General features: G+C 58.8%; 23 protein-coding genes. 12 read left to right on the top strand and 11 right to left on the bottom strand.

All coding sequences use genetic code 11. The annotated features are described in order from the left end of the window. Positions 1-51 precede the first annotated feature (51 nt). From WDO70_07410 to WDO70_07385, 6 genes are all read right to left on the bottom strand, one after another. A complete protein-coding gene (locus tag WDO70_07410) occupies positions 52-708 on the bottom strand; it encodes a protein phosphatase CheZ (GenBank protein MEJ0063017.1) in 657 nt (218 codons plus the stop codon). Between the two features lie 12 nt (positions 709-720). After that, positions 721-1107 carry a response regulator gene (locus WDO70_07405; GenBank protein ID MEJ0063016.1) on the bottom strand — a complete coding sequence of 129 codons (387 nt, stop codon included), beginning with the start codon at positions 1105-1107 and terminating at the stop codon, positions 721-723. Between the two features lie 141 nt (positions 1108-1248). Continuing rightward, entirely contained in the window at positions 1249-1980 is a 732-nt protein-coding gene (locus WDO70_07400) for a hypothetical protein (protein MEJ0063015.1), read from the bottom strand. Between the two features lie 9 nt (positions 1981-1989). Then, a complete protein-coding gene (locus tag WDO70_07395; protein ID MEJ0063014.1) occupies positions 1990-2457 on the bottom strand; it encodes a DUF6468 domain-containing protein in 468 nt (155 codons plus the stop codon). After that, on the bottom strand, positions 2457-3572 hold the full coding sequence (gene fliM, locus WDO70_07390) for a flagellar motor switch protein FliM (protein ID MEJ0063013.1): 1116 nt from the start codon (positions 3570-3572) through the stop codon (positions 2457-2459). Before fliM ends, WDO70_07395 begins: the two co-directional genes overlap by 1 nt. Beyond that, on the bottom strand, positions 3572-4168 hold the full coding sequence (locus tag WDO70_07385; protein MEJ0063012.1) for a flagellar basal body-associated FliL family protein: 597 nt from the start codon (positions 4166-4168) through the stop codon (positions 3572-3574). Before WDO70_07385 ends, fliM begins: the two co-directional genes overlap by 1 nt. Before the next feature lie 270 nt (positions 4169-4438). On the opposite strand from WDO70_07385, the gene flgF reads away from it, so the two are divergent. The 4 genes from flgF to flgH are packed head-to-tail and all read left to right on the top strand — an operon-like array spanning position 4439 to position 7727. After that, positions 4439-5200: a flagellar basal-body rod protein FlgF gene (gene flgF, locus WDO70_07380; protein MEJ0063011.1), complete on the top strand. Its 762-nt coding sequence runs from the start codon at positions 4439-4441 to the stop codon at positions 5198-5200. Between the two features lie 18 nt (positions 5201-5218). Continuing rightward, positions 5219-6004: a flagellar basal-body rod protein FlgG gene (flgG, locus tag WDO70_07375; GenBank protein MEJ0063010.1), complete on the top strand. Its 786-nt coding sequence runs from the start codon at positions 5219-5221 to the stop codon at positions 6002-6004. A 10-nt stretch (positions 6005-6014) separates the two neighbouring features. Then, positions 6015-6965: a flagellar basal body P-ring formation chaperone FlgA gene (flgA, locus tag WDO70_07370; GenBank protein ID MEJ0063009.1), complete on the top strand. Its 951-nt coding sequence runs from the start codon at positions 6015-6017 to the stop codon at positions 6963-6965. An 18-nt stretch (positions 6966-6983) separates the two neighbouring features. After that, positions 6984-7727, top strand: a complete 744-nt coding sequence (gene flgH, locus WDO70_07365) for a flagellar basal body L-ring protein FlgH (GenBank protein ID MEJ0063008.1) — start codon at positions 6984-6986, stop codon at positions 7725-7727. A 27-nt stretch (positions 7728-7754) separates the two neighbouring features. Here the strand turns inward: flgH and WDO70_07360 are convergent, their stop codons facing one another. The 3 genes from WDO70_07360 to WDO70_07350 form a co-directional block, all read right to left on the bottom strand. Then, positions 7755-9128: a hypothetical protein gene (locus WDO70_07360; protein ID MEJ0063007.1), complete on the bottom strand. Its 1374-nt coding sequence runs from the start codon at positions 9126-9128 to the stop codon at positions 7755-7757. A gap of 101 nt (positions 9129-9229) precedes the next feature. Next, complete coding sequence (locus WDO70_07355) at positions 9230-9538, bottom strand: hypothetical protein (GenBank protein ID MEJ0063006.1); 309 nt, start codon at positions 9536-9538, stop codon at positions 9230-9232. Between the two features lie 349 nt (positions 9539-9887). Continuing rightward, a complete protein-coding gene (locus tag WDO70_07350) occupies positions 9888-10376 on the bottom strand; it encodes a hypothetical protein (protein ID MEJ0063005.1) in 489 nt (162 codons plus the stop codon). A gap of 356 nt (positions 10377-10732) precedes the next feature. On the opposite strand from WDO70_07350, the gene rpsB reads away from it, so the two are divergent. Both rpsB and tsf read left to right on the top strand, forming a co-directional pair. Beyond that, the gene (gene rpsB / locus WDO70_07345; GenBank protein ID MEJ0063004.1) at positions 10733-11518 is read left to right on the top strand and encodes a 30S ribosomal protein S2; all 786 of its coding nucleotides are present in this window, start codon (positions 10733-10735) and stop codon (positions 11516-11518) included. A 29-nt stretch (positions 11519-11547) separates the two neighbouring features. Next, complete coding sequence (gene tsf, locus WDO70_07340; GenBank protein ID MEJ0063003.1) at positions 11548-12474, top strand: translation elongation factor Ts; 927 nt, start codon at positions 11548-11550, stop codon at positions 12472-12474. A gap of 32 nt (positions 12475-12506) precedes the next feature. On the opposite strand, the gene WDO70_07335 is transcribed toward tsf, so the two are convergent. Together WDO70_07335 and WDO70_07330 are read right to left on the bottom strand one after the other, a co-directional pair. After that, on the bottom strand, positions 12507-12947 hold the full coding sequence (locus WDO70_07335; protein ID MEJ0063002.1) for a hypothetical protein: 441 nt from the start codon (positions 12945-12947) through the stop codon (positions 12507-12509). A 17-nt stretch (positions 12948-12964) separates the two neighbouring features. Then, a complete protein-coding gene (locus WDO70_07330) occupies positions 12965-13372 on the bottom strand; it encodes a hypothetical protein (protein ID MEJ0063001.1) in 408 nt (135 codons plus the stop codon). A 220-nt stretch (positions 13373-13592) separates the two neighbouring features. Here WDO70_07330 and pyrH point away from each other — a divergent pair, with 220 nt between their 5' ends. The 6 genes from pyrH to WDO70_07300 are packed head-to-tail and all read left to right on the top strand — an operon-like array spanning position 13593 to position 18229. Further along, on the top strand, positions 13593-14330 hold the full coding sequence (pyrH, locus tag WDO70_07325) for a UMP kinase (GenBank protein MEJ0063000.1): 738 nt from the start codon (positions 13593-13595) through the stop codon (positions 14328-14330). A gap of 46 nt (positions 14331-14376) precedes the next feature. Continuing rightward, entirely contained in the window at positions 14377-14931 is a 555-nt protein-coding gene (gene frr, locus WDO70_07320) for a ribosome recycling factor (GenBank protein ID MEJ0062999.1), read from the top strand. Continuing rightward, on the top strand, positions 14931-15500 hold the full coding sequence (locus tag WDO70_07315; GenBank protein ID MEJ0062998.1) for a GNAT family N-acetyltransferase: 570 nt from the start codon (positions 14931-14933) through the stop codon (positions 15498-15500). The genes frr and WDO70_07315 overlap by 1 nt, the downstream gene beginning before the upstream one ends. Next, positions 15497-16213, top strand: a complete 717-nt coding sequence (locus WDO70_07310; protein MEJ0062997.1) for an isoprenyl transferase — start codon at positions 15497-15499, stop codon at positions 16211-16213. The genes WDO70_07315 and WDO70_07310 overlap by 4 nt, the downstream gene beginning before the upstream one ends. After that, a complete protein-coding gene (locus WDO70_07305) occupies positions 16203-17030 on the top strand; it encodes a phosphatidate cytidylyltransferase (protein ID MEJ0062996.1) in 828 nt (275 codons plus the stop codon). Before WDO70_07310 ends, WDO70_07305 begins: the two co-directional genes overlap by 11 nt. Beyond that, entirely contained in the window at positions 17021-18229 is a 1209-nt protein-coding gene (locus WDO70_07300; protein MEJ0062995.1) for a 1-deoxy-D-xylulose-5-phosphate reductoisomerase, read from the top strand. The genes WDO70_07305 and WDO70_07300 overlap by 10 nt, the downstream gene beginning before the upstream one ends. Positions 18230-18234: the final 5 nt, after the last annotated feature.

Raw genomic sequence — 18234 nt, 5'->3', positions numbered from 1 at the left:
GTGAGCTACACGGAGAACGGATGACGGGTGACTTATAATCGACGATAAGAATTATCCGAATAATTTGTCGATGTCGTCCTGGCTTACGCCCTGTCCCGGCATTTGCGGGCCGTTGAGAAGCTTTTTTTCCGGGTCTTCGTCGTCTTCGGCGGGCGGCGGCGGCAGGCTATCGCCGCCTTTGCCGATTTCATCGCCGAGCGCCTGCATCAGCGCGTTGATCTTCTCGTCGATATGCTTCAGCGCGTTCACGACCTTGGAAATGCGCTGGCCGGTCAAATCCTGGAAATTGCAGGCCTCGAAAATCCGCGTCACGCAGGCGGTCAATTTTTCGCCGGCCTCGCCCCCGACTTCTCCGGCGAGGGCGCTAATGCCGTCGCATTCGTCCATGATCTTGTTGGTCGCTTCCTCCGTCGAGCCGACGACGGCATCGAGCTGGTCGGTGGCGCTCGGGATGAATTCAGTGGTGATATCCGTAGGGCGTATGGAGGCGATTTCAAGCTTCGCGTTATGGATGTAACGGGCAAGCCCTTCGATTTCGCGATAAAATTTTATGTCGGTGGCCGCCAGGTCGCCCTCGGCGCTGCCGATGACCTGCCGGATGATGCCCGCTACCTGATCGCGCGTGAGCGGCTCCTGAGCTTCCTGCAAAGCGGAATTGATTTGCTTTTGCAGCGCGCCCTGCGAGGGCTTGTCGTGCTGGTGTGACATGAATTCCCGGACCTAGAACGCGCCCAATACCGAAGCTATTTTCTGCTTCAGGGTTTCGGCGTTGAACGGTTTGACGATGTAATTGCTGACCCCGGCGGTCTTGGCTTCGACCACATTCTCGGTCTTGCTTTCCGCCGTCACCATGATGAAGGGCAGCGCCTTGAGCTTGCTGTCGGCGCGCACTTCCTTGAGCAGCTGCAGCCCCGTCATCGGCACCATGTTCCAGTCGGAGATGACCAGGCCGAAATTTCCGTCGCGCAGCTTGCGCAACGCCTCGCTGCCGTCGGTGGCCTCGTCGATGTTCTTGAATCCCAATTGCTTGAGAAGATTGCTGATGATGCGCAGCATCGTCTTGTAGTCGTCGACGATCAGGATATTCATATTCATATCAACGGCCATGGCTGGGCTCCTTTTCTGCTTTTATGCGGCAACACGACCGGCATGGTCCGCGACGGCAAGGCAACGATTATTAAACCACGAATGTCGCTGAATATGCTGAAGAAAAAGTTAAGTCAGATGACGGAAAGCGGGCGTCAGGCGTCAGGGAGCTTTGGGCAGGTTGCTTTCCTTGTCGTCCGACCCCGGAAGCTCATGCTGCTTGGCGAGGGTGAGGGTGATTTCCTTGGCTTTTTGCGGCTCCATTTCGGCCAGAATCGGCGCGCTGCGCGCCGGCTTCATCTGCCGCATGACGCCAAGCAGGACCGGCATGTCGAGCGTTTGAAATATCCTGGCCGCTTCCTTGGGCTTCATCGACTCGTATATTTTGACGAGATTGTCGATCTGCGCCTGCTGCTGTTCGTCCAGCTGGCCCAGCATCGCCTTAAGCTGCGTGTGCAGCGTCTCCATTTGCTTCACTTTTTGATCGACGCGCATCTCGGTCGCTTGAAGAATGGCGACTTTCTGGGACATTTCCTGCTCGCGCTCGTCGAGCAGGGCGCGGCGGGCCGATAGCTGTTTCAGCACCTCGACATCGCCTTCGCTCAAATCTTCGGGAGGCGCGGCGACTGTCGGCGGCATCGCGGTCGGCATGGCGACCGCGGGCGGCTCGACGGCGGGAGCGGCAGCGGGCGTTTCCGCCTTCTGTTCGGCATCCGCAGGAGCTTTGTCCGCGGTTTTGGGAGGCGAATCTTCGGCGGTCGCGGCGGCGATAGGCGTAAAAGCCGTGCCGGAAATCAAGCTGTCGTGCAGGGACTCGATGCGGACGCCCATCAACGCGAGCGCCGCGACAATCACGGTGACGACGAAATAACGAGGCTGCAAAAGGCGAAACATGTTTTAGGCCTATCCCTGTTCGCGCATTTTCTCCAGCGCATGCAACAATTCTTTCTCCGCCCGCGTCCGTGGTCCGCCCGCGCCGGAAGAATGCTCGGTCGCGACGGCCTGCAGTTGAGGCGGCGCGGCGGTTTTCGCCTCGCGCGTCTGGCTCGCCAATTGGGAGCTGAGCGCGCTGACTTTTTCCGCCGATTTATCGGCGTGCTCGACGACGAAGCGAAGCTCGTCGCGCATGGTCACGGCGCGTTCGAGAAGTTTTTCCAGATCGTCTCCGGACTCGCGCGCAACTTGTTTGAGGCTCTTGATCCCGGCCTCGGCGCGTCCCACGTTGTTGGCGAAATCTTTGGTCAAGCGCTCCATATCGGCGCGGCTTTCCCGAAGCGCGCCCAGCTGCTTTTCGAGCCGCGTGGCGAAGTAAATGCCCGCGCCCAGCAAACCGATCACCAGGATATCAAGCGCGAATTTGGCGATTTCCATTATGCTCCCTCCGATTTGCCGAGATTGAAATTAGCGTGCTCGACGCGCACCGCGATGTGGTTGTTGCGCCGTCCCATGCGGCCGCTGAACAGAGGAACCTCTCCGGCGCGCAGCTCGATCATGTCGTCCGCCTTGACGTTGAGCATGACCTGCGACCCGACCTGCCAGTTCATGACGTCGCCGAGCGGGACGCTTACCTCGCCCAGCACGGCGTGCATCGCCATGTCGGTCATCAGGAGCTCGGTGCCAAGATGGGTTTCCCATATGGAATCGCGCCCAAACTTTTCGCCCATGAACATCTGCAGCAGCAGTTCGCGGATCGGCTCCAGCGTGGCATAGGGAATAATGACTTCGATGCGTCCGCCGCGATCGTCCATGTCGATCCGCAATTTGGCCAGCACGGCGGCATTGGCGGGACGGGCGATCGTGGCGAAGCGGGGATTGGTTTCGAGCCGGTCGAAGCGGAACGTCACGGGCGACAAGGGATCGAACGCGCTGCTGATATCCGCGAGGACGACGCGCACCAGCCGTTCGACGAGGTTGCGTTCGATGGTGGTATAGGGCCGCCCTTCGATCCGCATGGCCGAGGTGCCGCGCCTTCCGCCCAGCAGCACGTCGACGATGGAATAGATCATCGCGCTGTCGATGACCATCAGCGCGGAATTGTCCCATTCTTCCGCCTTGAACACCGCCAGCATGGCGGGCAGGGGGATGGAGTTCAGGTAATCGCCGAACCGCACGCTGGAGATATGGTCGAGACTGACTTCCACATTGTCCGAGGTAAAATTCCGCAGGCTGGTGGACATCATGCGCACCAGGCGGTCGAACACCACCTCCAGCATCGGCAGGCGTTCGTAATTGACCAGCGCGCTGTTGATGAGCGCCATGATGCCGGAATTGTCCTTGTCGCCGCCGCCGCCGCCGAAGCCGAGCAGGCTGTCGATCTCTTCCTGGCTCAGAACCCTGGTGGGTACGGCATCCTCGCCGGCCGCCGCTCCATCCGCGCCCTCCGCTCCCGCTGCGGGAGCTTCTCCCGGAGCCGGCTCTTCCGCCATCGCCGCCCATTCGGCGGCCATGCGTTCTTCTTCGGTCATCTCTTTGGGTTCGTCCGCCATTACTGCACCAGCATTTCAGTAATGAGAATGTCGCGCACGCGCGCCGGATGCGCCGCTTCGGTCACGCGAAGCAACAGTTCCTCGCGCAGCCGGTAGATTCCCGCCGAACCCTTCAGGTCTTCCATCCTGAGCTCGCGCAAATAAACCTGGAAATTATCCAGAATGCGCGGCTTGATCTGTTCCATCATGGCCTTGTCTTTTTCGTCGTCCAGCTCGATGCTGATTTTGAGCTTGAGGAAACTGGGCCGCTTGCCTTCGCCCGACAGATTGACCATCAGATCGCCGAGATCGTAGAAATAAAACTTGCCGTCCTTGTTTTCCCTGACTTGCCGCTGTCCGGTTTCCGCGGCGGGCTCGGCTTTTTTCGACGAGAAAACTCCCGAGAAATACAATCCCGCGCCGCCGCCGAGCAGCAAGACTCCGGCCACCGCGCCAATGATGATAAGCTTTTTCTTCTTGCCGCCGAATCTGCCGGTTTTAAGCTCGATCTCGCCGTCTTCGCCGACAGTCGCGTCCGTGCCTTCGTCCGCTTCGGACGCAGCCTTATCCTCTTCAGGGCCATCATTCTTTTTGGCCGCGCCTTTTTCTTGCGCCACTGTCAACTCCTTTGACATAAAGAGCGCGTCCCCCAATACCGGCCGGGTTGCTCTCCGTCTTGGCATCATTAAGCGCCGGTATGGTTAAAAAGTGATTGAGAGTCGGTTAGGCGTCTTAATCAAGCCGCCTCCGGTATTCGGCAAAATCTTCCGCTTTCACGTCCCAATCCAGGCCATTGCTGCCATCGCCGGTGGTCACGATCCATTGTAACTTGTTGAATATAAACAATATTTAATTGGCACGATCCATGCATCTGTATTCGCGGAAGCATGGCCGATGGCGGCATGCATCAGGTTCAGGGCAGAAAAATGGAAAGCGCCAGTCTGATCTTATTGTCACGGCAAACCGCTTTAGAGCGGCAGATGGAAGTGCTGGCCAATAACGTCGCCAACGCCAATACGACTGCCTATAAGAGCCAGCAGGTTTCATTCGAGACCTATGTCAGCGAACCCAAATTCGGCGATAAAATCAATTTTGTCGTCAATCGCGCCACGTTGCGCAACACGACTCCGGGATCGACGGTCAACACCGGCAACGAACTGGATATGGCCTTGCAGGGCAAGGGCTATTTCGCGGTCCGGACGCCTCAGGGCGTGCAATACACCCGCGCCGGTTCCTTCGTCCTCGATAACGACGGCAACATCGTGACCCAGGACGGCAACCAGGTGCTCAGCGCCGGCGGCCAGGCGCTGAATATTCCCAACGACGCCAGCGCCCTTCATGTCGATCAGACCGGGCGCATCACCACCGATAAAGGCGAGGTCGGCCAGCTTCAGGTCGTCAATTTCGCTCATGAACAGGACATGGTCGAAACCGGCCACAATCTGTATCAGGCCTCCGAAAAGGCGACGCCGGCGACGGACACGAAAGTGGCGCAGGGCATGATCGAGCAGTCGAACGTAAACGCCGTGGTGGAAATGACGAAGGTTACGGAAGTGGTGCGGGCTTATCAGCAGACGCAGACACTCCTGCAGAATGAAAATGACCGGATACGGAATGCGGTCCGCGTCTTGGGCAGGGTTATGGCTTAGTAGGATAGGAGCGGAACAATGAGAGCAATGGCAATCGGCGCTACGGGCATGCTGGCGCAGCAGATGAATGTGGAAGTCATCTCGAACAACATCGCCAATATCACGACCGTGGGCTTTAAGCGCCAGCGGGCGGAATTCAAAGATTTGCTTTACGAGAACGTCCGCCGCCCCGGCTCGCAGTCTTCCGACACCGGCACCGTCGTGCCGACCGGCATCCAGATCGGCAACGGCGTCGCGACGGGTTCCGTTTACCGCATCAACCTGCAGGGCAGCATCGAGCAGACCGGCAATTCTCTTGATCTCGCCGTCAGCGGCAAAGGATTTTTGCAAATCCAGCTTCCCGACGGCACCACGGCCTATACCCGCGCCGGTTCGCTGCAATTGAATTCCACGGGACAGATCGTTACCAGCGACGGCTATCAGATCGTTCCCAACATCACCGTGCCGGCCGACACGATTGACATTACGGTCAATTCCTCGGGCCAGGTCTTTGCCAAGATCGACGGCCAGGTGAGCTTGAGCAACCTCGGACAGATTCAGCTGGCCAATTTCGCCAACCCCGCCGGGCTGGAAGCCATTGGCGACAATCTGCTGCGCGAAACCCCGGCTTCGGGAACCGCCACCACCGGCAATCCGCTGGCCGCCGGCTTCGGCAAATTGCTGCAGGGATCGCTGGAAAAATCCAACGTGGATATCGTTCAGGAACTGACCAATCTCATCACCGCGCAGCGCGCCTATGAGATGAATTCGCGCGTGATCAAATCCGCGGACGATATGCTGTCCGCGCTTAACCAGCTTAGATAAGGGGTAGCTGATGTCCAGGTTGCTGCATTATGGCTTGTGGGCGGCGCTGATGGCGCTGATGCCGAACCCGGTTTTGGGCGGAGAGATCGCGCTCAACGCTCAGGTCAAGATCGACCGCGCCGCGATCCGGCTGGCAGACGTGTTTTCCGGTCTCGCGCCGACGCAGGACCTGGAAATCGCCACCGCTCCCGAGCCGGGACGCGGCGTGGTGTACGACTACGGCGTTCTCAGCAAACTGGCGCAGCGTTACAATCTGGATTGGCGGGCGAACAGCTTCACCGATAAATCGGTCATCACGCGCGCCTCGCATAAAATCGACACGGCGATGATCAAGGCGGCGATCGTCGATCAATTGAAGGCGCAGGGCGTGCAGGGCGATATCGACGTCGCCTTCGACAACCGGTCGCTGGAGATCAATCTGCCGACCGAAGTGAATCCGGATTTCAGCCTGCAGGATTTCGCGTTCGATAAAACCAATCAGCGATTCCGCGCCGAATTGCTGGCCGCCGCCGACACGCCCGCGTTCCAGCAGATGCATGTGACGGGACGCGCGGTCAACACGGTCGACGTGCCGGTGCTGAACAAGACGATGGCGCAGGGCGATGTGATCGAGGATGCCGATCTTGACTGGATCAAGATGACCGCCGACCGCGCCGGCGATTACATGCGCGGTTCGGAGACGGTCGTCGGCATGGAGCTTAAGCGGCAAATGCCCGCCCAGTCTCCCATCCGCATTCGCGACATAGCATCGCCGCGCGTGGTGCTGCGCGGCTCGCTGGTGACGATGAAAATAGAATCTCCTGCCATGCTGCTTACCTCTCAGGGGCGGGCGCTTCAGGACGGCGCGGTGGGCGAGGTCATTCGTGTCACCAATACGCAGAGCAACCGCGTGATCGAGGCCAAGATCGTATCCCCCGGCGTCGTCAAGATCGAGATGCCGGTGCAGCTTGCTACTAATTGATATGCGAAGGAGTCGCTAATGAAATCGTCGATGCGTCAATTGCTGGGTAGCGCCGCGCTGGTTCTGTGCCTGTCCGGCTGCAATGCCCTGGATCGGGTCAGCGAAATCGGCCAGGCCCCGGTCATGGCTCCCGTCGAAGATCCGACGGGCAAGCCCGGCTATATTCCGGTGCGGATGCCGGTGCCGGCGGCGACGCCGGGCGAAATCCGGGCGAATTCTCTGTGGCAGGCGGGATCGCGCGCCTTCTTCCGCGATCAGCGCGCCAGCCGCGTCGGCGATATTCTGACCGTCGTTATTTCCATCAATGACAAGGCGCAATTGCAGAACGAAACCAAGCGCGAGCGCGCCAATAACGAAAACGGTAAAGTGGGCGGCTTCTTCGGCTATGAGCAGCAAATCGCCAAATGGATGCCTCCAGGCTCGACGGATCTCGTCGATATCGACACCACGGGCAAGAGCGAAGGCAAAGGCTCGGTCAATCGCCAGGAGCAGATCAGCATGAAAGTCGCCGCGACGATCACGCAGGTCTTGCCGACCGGCAATCTGGTCATCACCGGCAAGCAGCAGATGGTTGTCAATTACGACATGCGCGAGCTTCAGATCAACGGCGTTATCCGCCCGGAGGATATCAGCTCGGAAAATACCGTGTCTTACGATCAGATTGCCGAAGCCCGCATCACCTATGGCGGCCGCGGCCAGATCCAGGATATTCAGCAGCCGCGCTATGGCCAGCAGCTCTATGACGTGCTGATGCCATTCTAAGGCCTGGTTTCGCGGCGGCAAAAAAGCCTAACGCACAAACGGGCTGGGATAAGGAGCGATATACTGGGCGCGGTATTTGTTCTCGGGAGTCATCAGCATGATTCGATCCGGCGCATCGGCCCTGAAATCATGACGGAATCCGCGTGCTATCCCCATATAGGCGGTATTGACGCCGAGCATGAATACCATGATGAGGGGAAGGGTTTTTAACAAAGGCCGGGTCAGGATAATTTCAATCACGATCCATGCCAGAACCGCCAGGGCGGGAATCGAAACGCGCATGGGGAAGTCGTTGGCAATGCCGGTGCGGACGAAAGGCGCAAGGAGCAAGACTAAAGCCGCCGTGTAAAGCATGGCGGAGCGTTCGGTGCCGATCATCATAGCCAGCACGGCGAAAAGGCCGAATTCCAAAATCCAGAACATGATGAGATTATTCATGGTCCAGCCGGGCGTATCGAATATCCAGCCGTGCGGGATTTCCTGCGTGCCCGAAAACAGATAACCCATGATGGGCAATCCAAGCGCGGCGGCCGACAGAAAATTGCTTGCGCTGAATAATTGTTTCAGGCTCTTGGTCCCGGTTGCTGAAGAGACAAGAATAAAGGGGGCCGTTCCAAGGGCGCAAAGCGGCGACCAGAACAATATTGCGAAGAAAAACAATCCGGCGTGGGAAAGCAGGCGTGAAGAGGGACCAGCGCTGAGCAGCAGGCCGATGGCGATCCATGCCGGAAGACCATGTTGCAGCGATCCCATGAAAGTCGTCATGACGGCCTGATATTGATAGAATAGCGCCCAGTATTCGTAATGATCGTGATACAGGGGAACCGACGAATACAACTTGGTCAATGCCGTTCCCGCCAGATCCGCGCCGCTGAAAAACATGAACATCGGCGCGGCTAATATCGCCAGCCACCGATTTTTTATTTTTAAGCTCTCCGCCAGAAGCGCGAAAATCAGCCAAAGCCCCAAAGCGGACCAGACGGCAAGCACGCTATCGAGCAGCGCCGGGCCGAACAGTTTGCACAAGCCAGCCGGCACCAGATACCAGCCGAGATAATAGCGAAGCATGACCGGTGCCTCTCCGTTGTCGATGACAACCGGCCAGGGATGATCAATCAGAAGTTTGAGGATTCCGTAATGCTTGCGATAATCGAAATCTTGGCCCAGCGGCGGCAGGATGCCGGATAGGGCGATCATGAAGCATGAGACGAGCAGCAGGCCGCAAGCCATCGGCATCGATAGCGATTGCTCGACGCCATCGCGCATGAGCCGCCAGACCGACCAGCCGATAAAGATAAGCCCTGCCGCCGCCATCAAGCCATTCGAGAAAAACAGCAGAAAAATCGCGAGCGGCAGCAACAGATAAAGTAAAGCGGCCGCTTGCCACACGGTGAGGCGCATTCATGTCTTCCTTGATCGTTTCAACGACAAGCTGGAACGAATATTCGCTTGGGTCAATCGCCGAGGCAAAGTGTCATGCGCTATACAGTCACGCCAGCAGCCTAATGCAAGTAAGGCTGAGGATCGCGCCGCGTTTTTACGGCCTGGCGCGGTGCAGCCGGATCGAGAATGAGCCCTTTCATGCCGAGGGCGAATAAAGTCGTTCCGATGACCAGAACCGGCTTCGAAAGCCCTCCTTCCATATGAGCGACCGCGGCCAAGACCGGAACCAGCGCCGCGCCGAATTCGGCGGCGGCTTGTCCGATGGCGGGAAGGGCGCCTGGCAAGCGTTGTGCCACCCGGCGGGCATAGGCTCTGAATGCCGCTATGGTCGAGGTCTGTCTGGCCTTATGGGCGAGCGGTCTTTGCATAAAAATGTCCTTATCAAATGAGGCAATTCCCGGAATGTAGCGATAATTTCTGGAAATGGTTATAGGAATCTTCGCTTTTTGCGGCTTTCCGGCTGCAATCCAGGCCGGTATTCGATAAGAATGGGGCCGCTAGGCGCTGCCTATGGCGGCCAAATCCAGGATATTCATCAGCCGCGTTATGGCCAGCAGCTCTATGACGCGCTGGTGCCGTTCTGAAGCATCACCTTATATTTCCTCCTTGTGTCATCCGCCCGCCAAAGGCGCGCGGCCATGGGAAATAGATGGCGCGCTGAATTGATTGACCGATCAAGAGCGCAAAATATTTCCTGAAGTCAATAATCCATAAGGCCTAATGAATCGCCAGCGTGAAAGGCTTGGCCGCCAAGGGCAGCGGGCGCAAGGGAATGATCTGGCCGTTTTCCGTGGCGGTTATGCGCGTGAATAAAGGCGCGCCGGCAACACCGTCATCCAGGACGGCGACACTGAAGCCGTTGAGCTTAATGCCTCCGGGGCAGCCTTTATTGGAGGGAGGGAGATTTCCCGGGCATGCCCACAGATTGCCGTCGGGAGCAAGGCGCAGGGCATAGATATCGGAAGCTTGGCGTTCCGGTGCGAGGGATGCATCGCGCCGCGCCACATTGTCGGAACCGGCCGCAGTTTGAGAAGTCTGTGTCGGGCCGAGCAGAGCTTTCAAAGCCAGATCTCCTATATCCGTAACATTCTCCGCCAAGCTGATGAAGGCTACGACCGGCGTCACGAAGTGCAGCGTTATGCGTTTGGCCTTGTTGAAGAGGCAGGACGTGCGGGGGAGAGATGCGGGTTGTGTATGTGTGGTCATTGTTCCTCCAGGCTTGTTTAATAACTAATAATCATCTTTTTCCACAGCAATGCAAACAAAAAATAGCTTAAAACAATACTTTGTTGCGGTGCGGAGAAAATATGGTAATTCCAACCATATAAATATAAGGAATCAGGTTCAGGCTTTCCCGTTGCATTCTCGGCCCTAATTCGCTAACAATAGATCCGCTGGGCATAGCGGTTGCGACGCCCGGACATCACACGTAGGCTAAGCCTTTCTCCAACCTGGATTTCCAGAACGGATGTGGCTCCGGTGCCGGGTTTCCCGGCTACCCCTACGGCGGCCTTTTGGGCAAAAGCCCAGGGGAACATAACCGGAGACTGAGGAGACAAGGCATGACTATGCCCACTTTCACCATGCGCCAATTGTTCGAGGCGGGAATCCATTTCGGCCATAATACGCGCCGCTGGAACCCGAAGATGCAAACGTATCTTTTCGGAGTGCGTAACGGCGTTCATATCATCGATTTGGAGCAGACCGTTCCGATGCTGCAGCGGGCGCTGCAGGCATTGCGCGATACCACGGCGCGCGGCGGACGCGTGCTGTTCGTCGGCACCAAGCATCAGGCGCAGGAGCGCATCGCCGAAGCGGCGAAGCGTTGCGGCCAGTATTACGTCAACCATCGCTGGCTCGGCGGCATGCTGACCAACTGGAAGACCATTTCGCAGTCGATCAAGCGGCTGCGCGAACTCGATGAGCGGCTGGTCAACGAGGCTCTCAAACTCTCGAAGAAGGAACAGCTTCAAATCACACGCCAGCGCGACAAGCTGGAGCGGGCTTTGGGCGGCATCAAGGAAATGGGCGGCTTGCCGGATATTCTTTTCGTCATCGACTCCAACAAGGAATCGATCGCGGTCGAAGAAGCGACGAAGCTCGGCATTCCCGTCGTCGCCATTCTGGACAGCAATTCCGACCCCAGCCACATCACCTATCCGATTCCCGGCAATGACGACGCCGCGCGCGCCGTCGAGCTTTACTGCGAGTTGGCCGCGCTTTCGGTGCTGGATGGCATCGAGGCTGAAATGGGGGCCAATTCCAAGGATGCAGGCGCCGCCGAGAAGCCGCCGGTCCTCACGCCAGTGCCACCGGAACCTCCGGAAGCGATTGCGGTTTCGGCTTAATTCAAGGGATATAATCAGGAGATAGTAAGATGGCGGAAATTAGCGCGCAACTTGTCAAAGAACTGCGGGAGAAAACCGGCGCCGGAATGATGGACTGCAAAAAGGCGCTTTCCGAAACCGAGGGCGCTTTGGAAGCGGCTATCGACTGGCTGCGGAAAAAGGGCCTGTCGGCGGCGGCGAAGAAGGCCGGACGCGCGGCGGCGGAAGGTCTGGTCGCGGTTGCGGCAAGCGGAACCGCGGCGGTCGCGGTCGAGGTCAATGCCGAGACCGATTTCGTGGCGCGCAACGAGCAGTTCCAGGCTTTCGCGCTGCAGGCGGCGCAATTGGCGCTGGCGGGCAACGGCGAAGCCGAAGCCCTCAAGCAGGCCGCCTATCCCGACACGGGCCGCAATGTGCAGGACGAGCTGACCAATCTGATCGCCACCGTCGGCGAGAATATGAATCTGCGCCGCAGCAAGAAACTTGCAGTGAGCGATGGTGTGGTCGCCACTTATGTCCATAACGCGCTGGCGCCTAATCTTGGCAAGATCGGCGTTCTGGTGGCGCTCGAGTCCACGGCGGACAAGGCCAAGCTGGCCGAGTTCGGCAAGCAGCTTGCGATGCATGTCGCTGCCGCCCGTCCGGACGCCCTAACCATCGCCGAAGTCGATCCCGCCGCGCTTGAGCGCGAGAAGGCCATCTTGACGGAACAGGCCAAGGCTTCCGGCAAACCCGATGAAATCATTGCCAAAATGGTCGAGGGCCGTGTGAAGAAATATTACGAGGAAGTCGTGCTTATGGAGCAGATGTACGTCGTCGACGGCGAGACCAAAATCGCCAAGGCGGTTGAAAACGCCGCCAAGACGTTAGGCGCGCCGATCGCGATCAAGGGCTTCGTCCGTTTCCAGCTTGGCGAGGGCGTCGACAAGGCCGAGCAGGGCGATTTCGCCGCCGAAGTCGCGAAAATGGCGTCCTGATCGGGAAAGAGGCCGTCTTCGCGCTCCGGGTTTTATGCGTTCAATTCCGCCGTCGCTGTTGAAGTCTTGGCCGGCTGGAATGGGCGGAAAGGCACGACCGTAACCAAGCTATGCGGCGCGTCTTCGTCTCCGACGCATAGCTGCAGGGGCGTTTCCACGCCGTTCCTCTTTCTACCGACTTCGGGGTCCAGCAATTGCCTTAAGAGGCTGGTCGTCGCGCCTTCGCGGGTTTTGCCATAGCCATTGACGGCCATTGTGCCTGAAAGCGGCATGGACTCGGGCCTCCAGACATTCAGGTCCGGAATATTCGCCACAAGCTGTCCGTCATGGCCGAGGCCTTTTTCGACGCGGCTGACTTTCAGCCTTTGCTTAGAGCCAAGGTCGTTCCGAAGGGCTGCGAGAGCGGCCGTCGGGCCTTGGGCCAGTTCGATTTTGACGTATTGAATGGCGTTAATGACTTTTTGCGCTGTCATGATCTTTCCTTTCCGAATTATATCTCGTTCCGGTGCAGTACTTTGACGAATCTGGCCGGTCGGCCTTGCTCGTTGCGAACGAGAAGACTTGCCTCGTTGGGCTCAGAGGGATTGTCAAAGATCGGCTTAAGAGCGCTATTCAGCCAATCGGCCATGGCTCCTGTTCTCGTGGCGTGCATGCCGCGCAGGGATGTAAAGGGAACGTGATCCGGAACGTCTGGATTCAGGATACATATCTCTATATCTTCCGCCCCAGCGCCGTATAGGCTGAGACGCTTTTCATGTATTGGACGCATTTGAAAGGTTTCCAGGGGCGCGGTGGAGCCGATATCTTTTTGCAGGGCACGAATGGCGGTCTCTATGCCTTGGGTAAGTTCAAGCTTTGTATATTTCCGCGCGTCGATTTCGATAATTTCCGGTTTCATAAGCTTTGTTCCTCAATATTCGATGGCACCAAGATACGATAAAAGTGACTGATACCTCCAGAAACGATTTACTTTCACGGATGGTTAACAGCAGCTTTTCCTTTTTAACTTTAAGACTGGAAAAATCATATTTCCCGGCGTAAATTGCACGCGATTGCATAAGGCCTTATATCAGGATATTGAAATGACCGACAATCTTGCCGAGAAGCGGACGCCCGCCATGACCAAGCCGACCGCGCATAACGACCAGATCAAGTACCGCCGCGTGCTGCTCAAGCTGTCGGGTGAGGCCCTGATGGGCAGCCGCGATTACGGCCTCGATCAGGTGATCGTCGACCGCGTCGCCACCGAGATCAAGGATGTCATCGCGATGGGCGTGCAGGTTTGCGTCGTCATCGGCGGCGGCAATATCTTTCGCGGCGTATCGGGCGCGGCCAGCGGCATGGATCGCGCCACCGCCGACTATATGGGCATGCTGGCCACGGTGATGAACGCGCTGGCGATGCAGAACGCGCTCGAAAAGATGGACGTGCCGACGCGGGTGCAGTCCGCCATTCCGATGTCCACCGTCTGCGAGCCATACATCCGCCGCCGCGCGCAGCGGCACATGGAAAAAGGCCGCGTGGTGATTTTCGCCGCCGGAACCGGCAACCCGTTCTTCACCACCGATTCCGCCGCCGCGCTGCGCGCCTCGGAAATGCAGTGCGACGCGCTGCTCAAGGGCACCAAGGTCGACGGCGTCTACAGCGCCGATCCCAAGAAATTCCCCGATGCCAAGCGTTATGACCGCCTCAGCTATCTCGACGTGCTGGCGCAGGATTTGCAGGTGATGGACACATCTGCCATTTCGCTGGCGCGGCAAAGCAAAATCCCGATCCTGGTGTTCTCGATCTTCGAGCACGGCGCTTTCGCCGAAGTCATGCAAGGCAAAGGCAAGTCCACGATCATCGGCGATTAATACGCATCCTTCCTCATCCGGGCATTTCCAAAAAAAGGCGGGGTCCATGACCTTCAAACTCGACGAATACGGCAAACGCATGGACGGCGCGCTCGAGGCGCTGCGCAAGGAATTCTCCGGGCTGCGCACCGGCCGGGCTTCGACCGGCATGCTCGACCCAATCCAGGTCGAAGCCTATGGCAGCATGATGCCGCTCAATCAGGTTGGAACGGTCAGCGTGCCGGAGCCGCGCCTGCTGACGGTGCAGGTCTGGGACAAAGGTATGGTCAAGCCGGTCGAAAAGGCGATCCGAGACGCCGGGCTTGGATTGAATCCCCAGCCCGACGGCCAGCTTATCCGGGTGCCGGTTCCCGAACTGAGCCAGGAACGGCGCGCGGAGCTCGTCAAGGTGGCGGGCAAATATGCCGAGCAGACCCGCATCGCCGTGCGCAACGTGCGCCGCGACGCGATGGACGCGCTGAAGAAAGAAGAAAAAGACGGCGGCATCACCGAGGACGAGCATAAGAGCCTATCGGAAAAAGTTCAGAAGCTGACCGACGAGCACATCAAGAAAATCGACGAAGGTCTCGCCGCCAAAGAAAAGGAAGTGATGCACATCTAATGCGCGAGGGCCGAAAGGCGGATGCATCCGGGCAGACGGCGGCTTGCGTTATCCGCGCCGCTCGCGATGAGGATTTCCCGGTCTGCGCGGCGATCAAACAAAGCGCCGCAGGGCTGTTCGGCCCCGATTATCGCGCCAGACCTCTTGCTTTAACTTCATTCCTAAATTTCAATAATATCAGTTGCTTAATGGAAATTCTTGAGATCGATAGCGAGGCTGCGGGTTATTGTTTGGCCAAAACCATCGGCGAGGATTTTTTCCTCCATCATCTTTTTGTGTCACCGGTTTATGGAAGACGCGGCGCGGGCACGGCTTTATTGCATCACGTCATCGCGGAGGCGGGCCGGCGCGGGCTGGCGGCGGTGACGCTGCTGACGGGCGCGAAGGCTCCGTGGAACGCTCCTTTTTACGGCAGGCATGGGTTTCGCGCATTGCCGAGAGAGGCATTGCCGGGTTATCTTGCCGCCGGTTTGGTCGAGGATGAGGAAAATTTTGCGCCGCATTTGGACTGGGTCAGGAACAATCCTTTTATTTTGCCTCGTATCGCCATGAAAAGAGATATCGCGTGACGCCGGACGCCAGAAATCTGCATGTCGCCATCATCATGGACGGCAATGGGCGCTGGGCCGCGGCGCGCGGCCTGCCGCGCACGATGGGGCATCGCGCCGGCATCGAAGCGATCAAGCGCACGCTGCGCGCCTGCCGCAGTCTTCCGATCAGCTATCTGACGATCTATAGTTTTTCCTCCGAGAACTGGAGGCGGCCTGCCGGCGAAGTACGGGAGCTTATGGATTTGATGCGCTTCTTCATGCGCAGCGAGCTCGCGAATTTGCACAAAGAAGGCGTGCGCATCAAGGTGATCGGAGACCGTTCGGCATTATCTCCCGACATCGTCGCCATGATCGAGCATGCCGAGACTCTGACGGCGGCCAATACGGGTTTCACGCTGGTTTCGGCGCTCAGCTATGGATCGAGGCAGGAAATCACGGCGGCGGCGCGCCGCCTCGCGGCGCAGGCGGCGGCGGGAACGCTGAAGGCGGACGAGATCGACGAGGCCGCCCTGACCGCCGTGCTCGATACGCATGACGTGCCCGATCCCGATCTCATCATTCGCACCAGCGGCGAGCAGCGGCTGTCGAATTTCCTGCTCTGGCAGGCGGCTTATGCCGAGTTCGTATTCCTGGATACTTTATGGCCGGATTTCGGCGAAAACGAATTGCGCCGCGCGCTGGATGAATTCGACAAGCGCGAGCGGCGCTATGGAGCGACGATTGGCGAGTGAGGAAGCGCAGCAACGGGTCGAACTGCAGCAGCGGATCGTATCGGCCATCGTGCTGATCGCCATGGCGCTTGCCGCGACCCTTCATGGCGGCGCGCAGGCGGCGGCCGTCATTGCCGCGCTGGCGCTGTTCGGCATTTATGAATGGGTCGAAATGTTTCGCCCGCAGCCGCTGCGGCTTATCCAGTGGCTTGCGGTCGCGGCGATGGGCGCGACCTTTATAACGGCGTATTTTCTCGGGCCCGGCGAGACGGCCTTGGCAGGCAGCCTGTCGGCGCTGGGGGTTTTTCTGGCTTCGGCGGCCGGGCGCTCCGGGTGGAGGCGGACCTTTTGGACGGCTTTCGGGTCCGTTTATGTGGGCGCGGGCTGCCTTGCTCTTCTATATACCCGCAATACGCCCGAGCATGGGCTGGGGTTGACGGTTTTTCTGCTGCTGGCGGTCTGGGGCACCGATATGGGGGCTTATTTCTTCGGACGCTGGCTGCGGGGGCCGAGATTATGCCCCGCCATCAGCCCTTCCAAGACTTGGGCGGGCGCATTCGGCGGCATAGCCATAGCGGCAATCTTAGGCTATGCTACGGCTCGTGGATTCGGAGTACGGGAGCCGGGCATAGCATCGGGCTTTGCCGTAGCGCTCGCCATAGCGGCGCAACTTGGCGATTTGTTTGAATCCTATATCAAGCGCCGCTGCGGCGTGAAGGATAGCGGGCAATTGATACCCGGTCATGGCGGCATGCTCGATCGAATCGACGGGCTGATCGCGGCTTCGCTGTTTTTTATGCTGCTGCAGGTGGTGGGAGAGGGCATTTCATGGTGGTGACTAACTTAGCGCGGCAGACGCCTGTATCGAAGGTTCAGGCCGAGCGCCGGCGCGTGACTGTCCTGGGATCGACCGGTTCGGTCGGATGCCAGACCGTCGATCTGTTGCTGCGCGCGCCTCAGAATTACGCCGTCGCGGCGCTCACGGCTCATCGCAATGTCGCCAAATTGGCCGAGCAGGCGAGGGCGCTTAACGCCGAGCTCGCCGTGGTGGCCGATCCCGCTTTCTACAACGATCTTAAAGCCGCGCTGGCAGGCACGAATATAGCGGTTGCAGCCGGGCCGGAGGCCGTCGTCGAGGCGGCCCGGATCGACAGCGATTGGGTCATGGCCGCGATTGTCGGCGCGGCGGGCCTGCCTTCGACGATCGCGGCGGCGCAGCGCGGCGTCAAGGTCGCGTTCGCGAACAAGGAAACCCTGGTTTGCGCCGGACCTCTGATGATGGACCTCGTCGCCAAGTCCGGGACCAAATTACTGCCGGTCGATAGCGAGCATAACGCCATATGGCAGGTGTTTGAGGCGGATCGGGCGGACAGCATCACCCGCCTGATTCTGACCGCGTCCGGCGGGCCGTTCCGCACCATGTCGCGCGAAGACATGGCCCGCGTGACGGCGGCCGAAGCCGTCAAGCATCCCGTCTGGGCGATGGGCGCTAAAATCTCCATCGACAGCGCGACGATGATGAATAAGGGCCTTGAAATTATCGAGGCGCATTATCTGTTCAATATGCCCGGCGAAAAGATCGACGTCGTGGTTCATCCGCAGTCGGTCATCCATAGTATGGTCGAGTATGCCGATGGCTCGGTGCTGGCGCAGCTCGGCACCCCGGACATGCGGACGCCGATCGGCTATACCCTCGCTTGGCCCGAGCGCATGGAAACACCTGCGGCGCGGCTCGACTTCGCGAAAATTTCCCAATTGACTTTCGAATTGCCCGATCCGGTAAAATTCCCCGCTCTTGATCTGGCTCGCCAGGTCATGAAGTCGGGAGGCACAGCGCCTGCTATTCTCAATGCCGCGAATGAAGTCGCCGTCGAGGCTTTCCTCGGCGGGCGGATCGGCTTTCTGGATATCGAGGCCGTCAATGCGGCGACTCTGGAGGCGGTCCAGGCGGGGCCGCTTCATGATTTGAAAACGCTCGCCGACGCCGACGCCGAGGCGCGCCGCGCCGCAAACGCCTTCATCAGCCGCAAGGCATAAGGGAT

It is taken from the genome of Alphaproteobacteria bacterium, from assembly GCA_037200005.1.
Taxonomy (GTDB): Bacteria; Pseudomonadota; Alphaproteobacteria; order UBA9219; family RFNS01; genus JBBCGY01.
This window is presented reverse-complemented; position numbering and strand designations above follow the sequence as displayed.

Excerpts from the sequence above, each read along its gene's own strand:
- WDO70_07335 (MEJ0063002.1), bottom strand. The coding sequence starts at position 12,947 with ATGACAGCGCAAAAAGTCATTAACGCCATTCAATACGTCAAAATCGAA.
- WDO70_07300 (MEJ0062995.1), top strand. The coding sequence starts at position 17,021 with ATGGTGGTGACTAACTTAGCGCGGCAGACGCCTGTATCGAAGGTTCAG.
- WDO70_07330 (MEJ0063001.1), bottom strand. The coding sequence starts at position 13,372 with ATGAAACCGGAAATTATCGAAATCGACGCGCGGAAATATACAAAGCTT.
- tsf (MEJ0063003.1), top strand. The coding sequence starts at position 11,548 with ATGGCGGAAATTAGCGCGCAACTTGTCAAAGAACTGCGGGAGAAAACC.
- pyrH (MEJ0063000.1), top strand. The coding sequence starts at position 13,593 with ATGACCAAGCCGACCGCGCATAACGACCAGATCAAGTACCGCCGCGTG.
- flgF (MEJ0063011.1), top strand. The coding sequence starts at position 4,439 with ATGGCCGATGGCGGCATGCATCAGGTTCAGGGCAGAAAAATGGAAAGC.
- fliM (MEJ0063013.1), bottom strand. The coding sequence starts at position 3,572 with ATGGCGGACGAACCCAAAGAGATGACCGAAGAAGAACGCATGGCCGCC.
- WDO70_07405 (MEJ0063016.1), bottom strand. The coding sequence starts at position 1,107 with ATGGCCGTTGATATGAATATGAATATCCTGATCGTCGACGACTACAAG.
- WDO70_07350 (MEJ0063005.1), bottom strand. The coding sequence starts at position 10,376 with ATGACCACACATACACAACCCGCATCTCTCCCCCGCACGTCCTGCCTC.
- WDO70_07400 (MEJ0063015.1), bottom strand. The coding sequence starts at position 1,980 with ATGTTTCGCCTTTTGCAGCCTCGTTATTTCGTCGTCACCGTGATTGTC.
- rpsB (MEJ0063004.1), top strand. The coding sequence starts at position 10,733 with ATGACTATGCCCACTTTCACCATGCGCCAATTGTTCGAGGCGGGAATC.
- frr (MEJ0062999.1), top strand. The coding sequence starts at position 14,377 with ATGACCTTCAAACTCGACGAATACGGCAAACGCATGGACGGCGCGCTC.
- WDO70_07315 (MEJ0062998.1), top strand. The coding sequence starts at position 14,931 with ATGCGCGAGGGCCGAAAGGCGGATGCATCCGGGCAGACGGCGGCTTGC.
- flgH (MEJ0063008.1), top strand. The coding sequence starts at position 6,984 with ATGAAATCGTCGATGCGTCAATTGCTGGGTAGCGCCGCGCTGGTTCTG.
- flgG (MEJ0063010.1), top strand. The coding sequence starts at position 5,219 with ATGAGAGCAATGGCAATCGGCGCTACGGGCATGCTGGCGCAGCAGATG.
- WDO70_07410 (MEJ0063017.1), bottom strand. The coding sequence starts at position 708 with ATGTCACACCAGCACGACAAGCCCTCGCAGGGCGCGCTGCAAAAGCAA.
- flgA (MEJ0063009.1), top strand. The coding sequence starts at position 6,015 with ATGTCCAGGTTGCTGCATTATGGCTTGTGGGCGGCGCTGATGGCGCTG.
- WDO70_07395 (MEJ0063014.1), bottom strand. The coding sequence starts at position 2,457 with ATGGAAATCGCCAAATTCGCGCTTGATATCCTGGTGATCGGTTTGCTG.
- WDO70_07355 (MEJ0063006.1), bottom strand. The coding sequence starts at position 9,538 with ATGCAAAGACCGCTCGCCCATAAGGCCAGACAGACCTCGACCATAGCG.
- WDO70_07360 (MEJ0063007.1), bottom strand. The coding sequence starts at position 9,128 with ATGCGCCTCACCGTGTGGCAAGCGGCCGCTTTACTTTATCTGTTGCTG.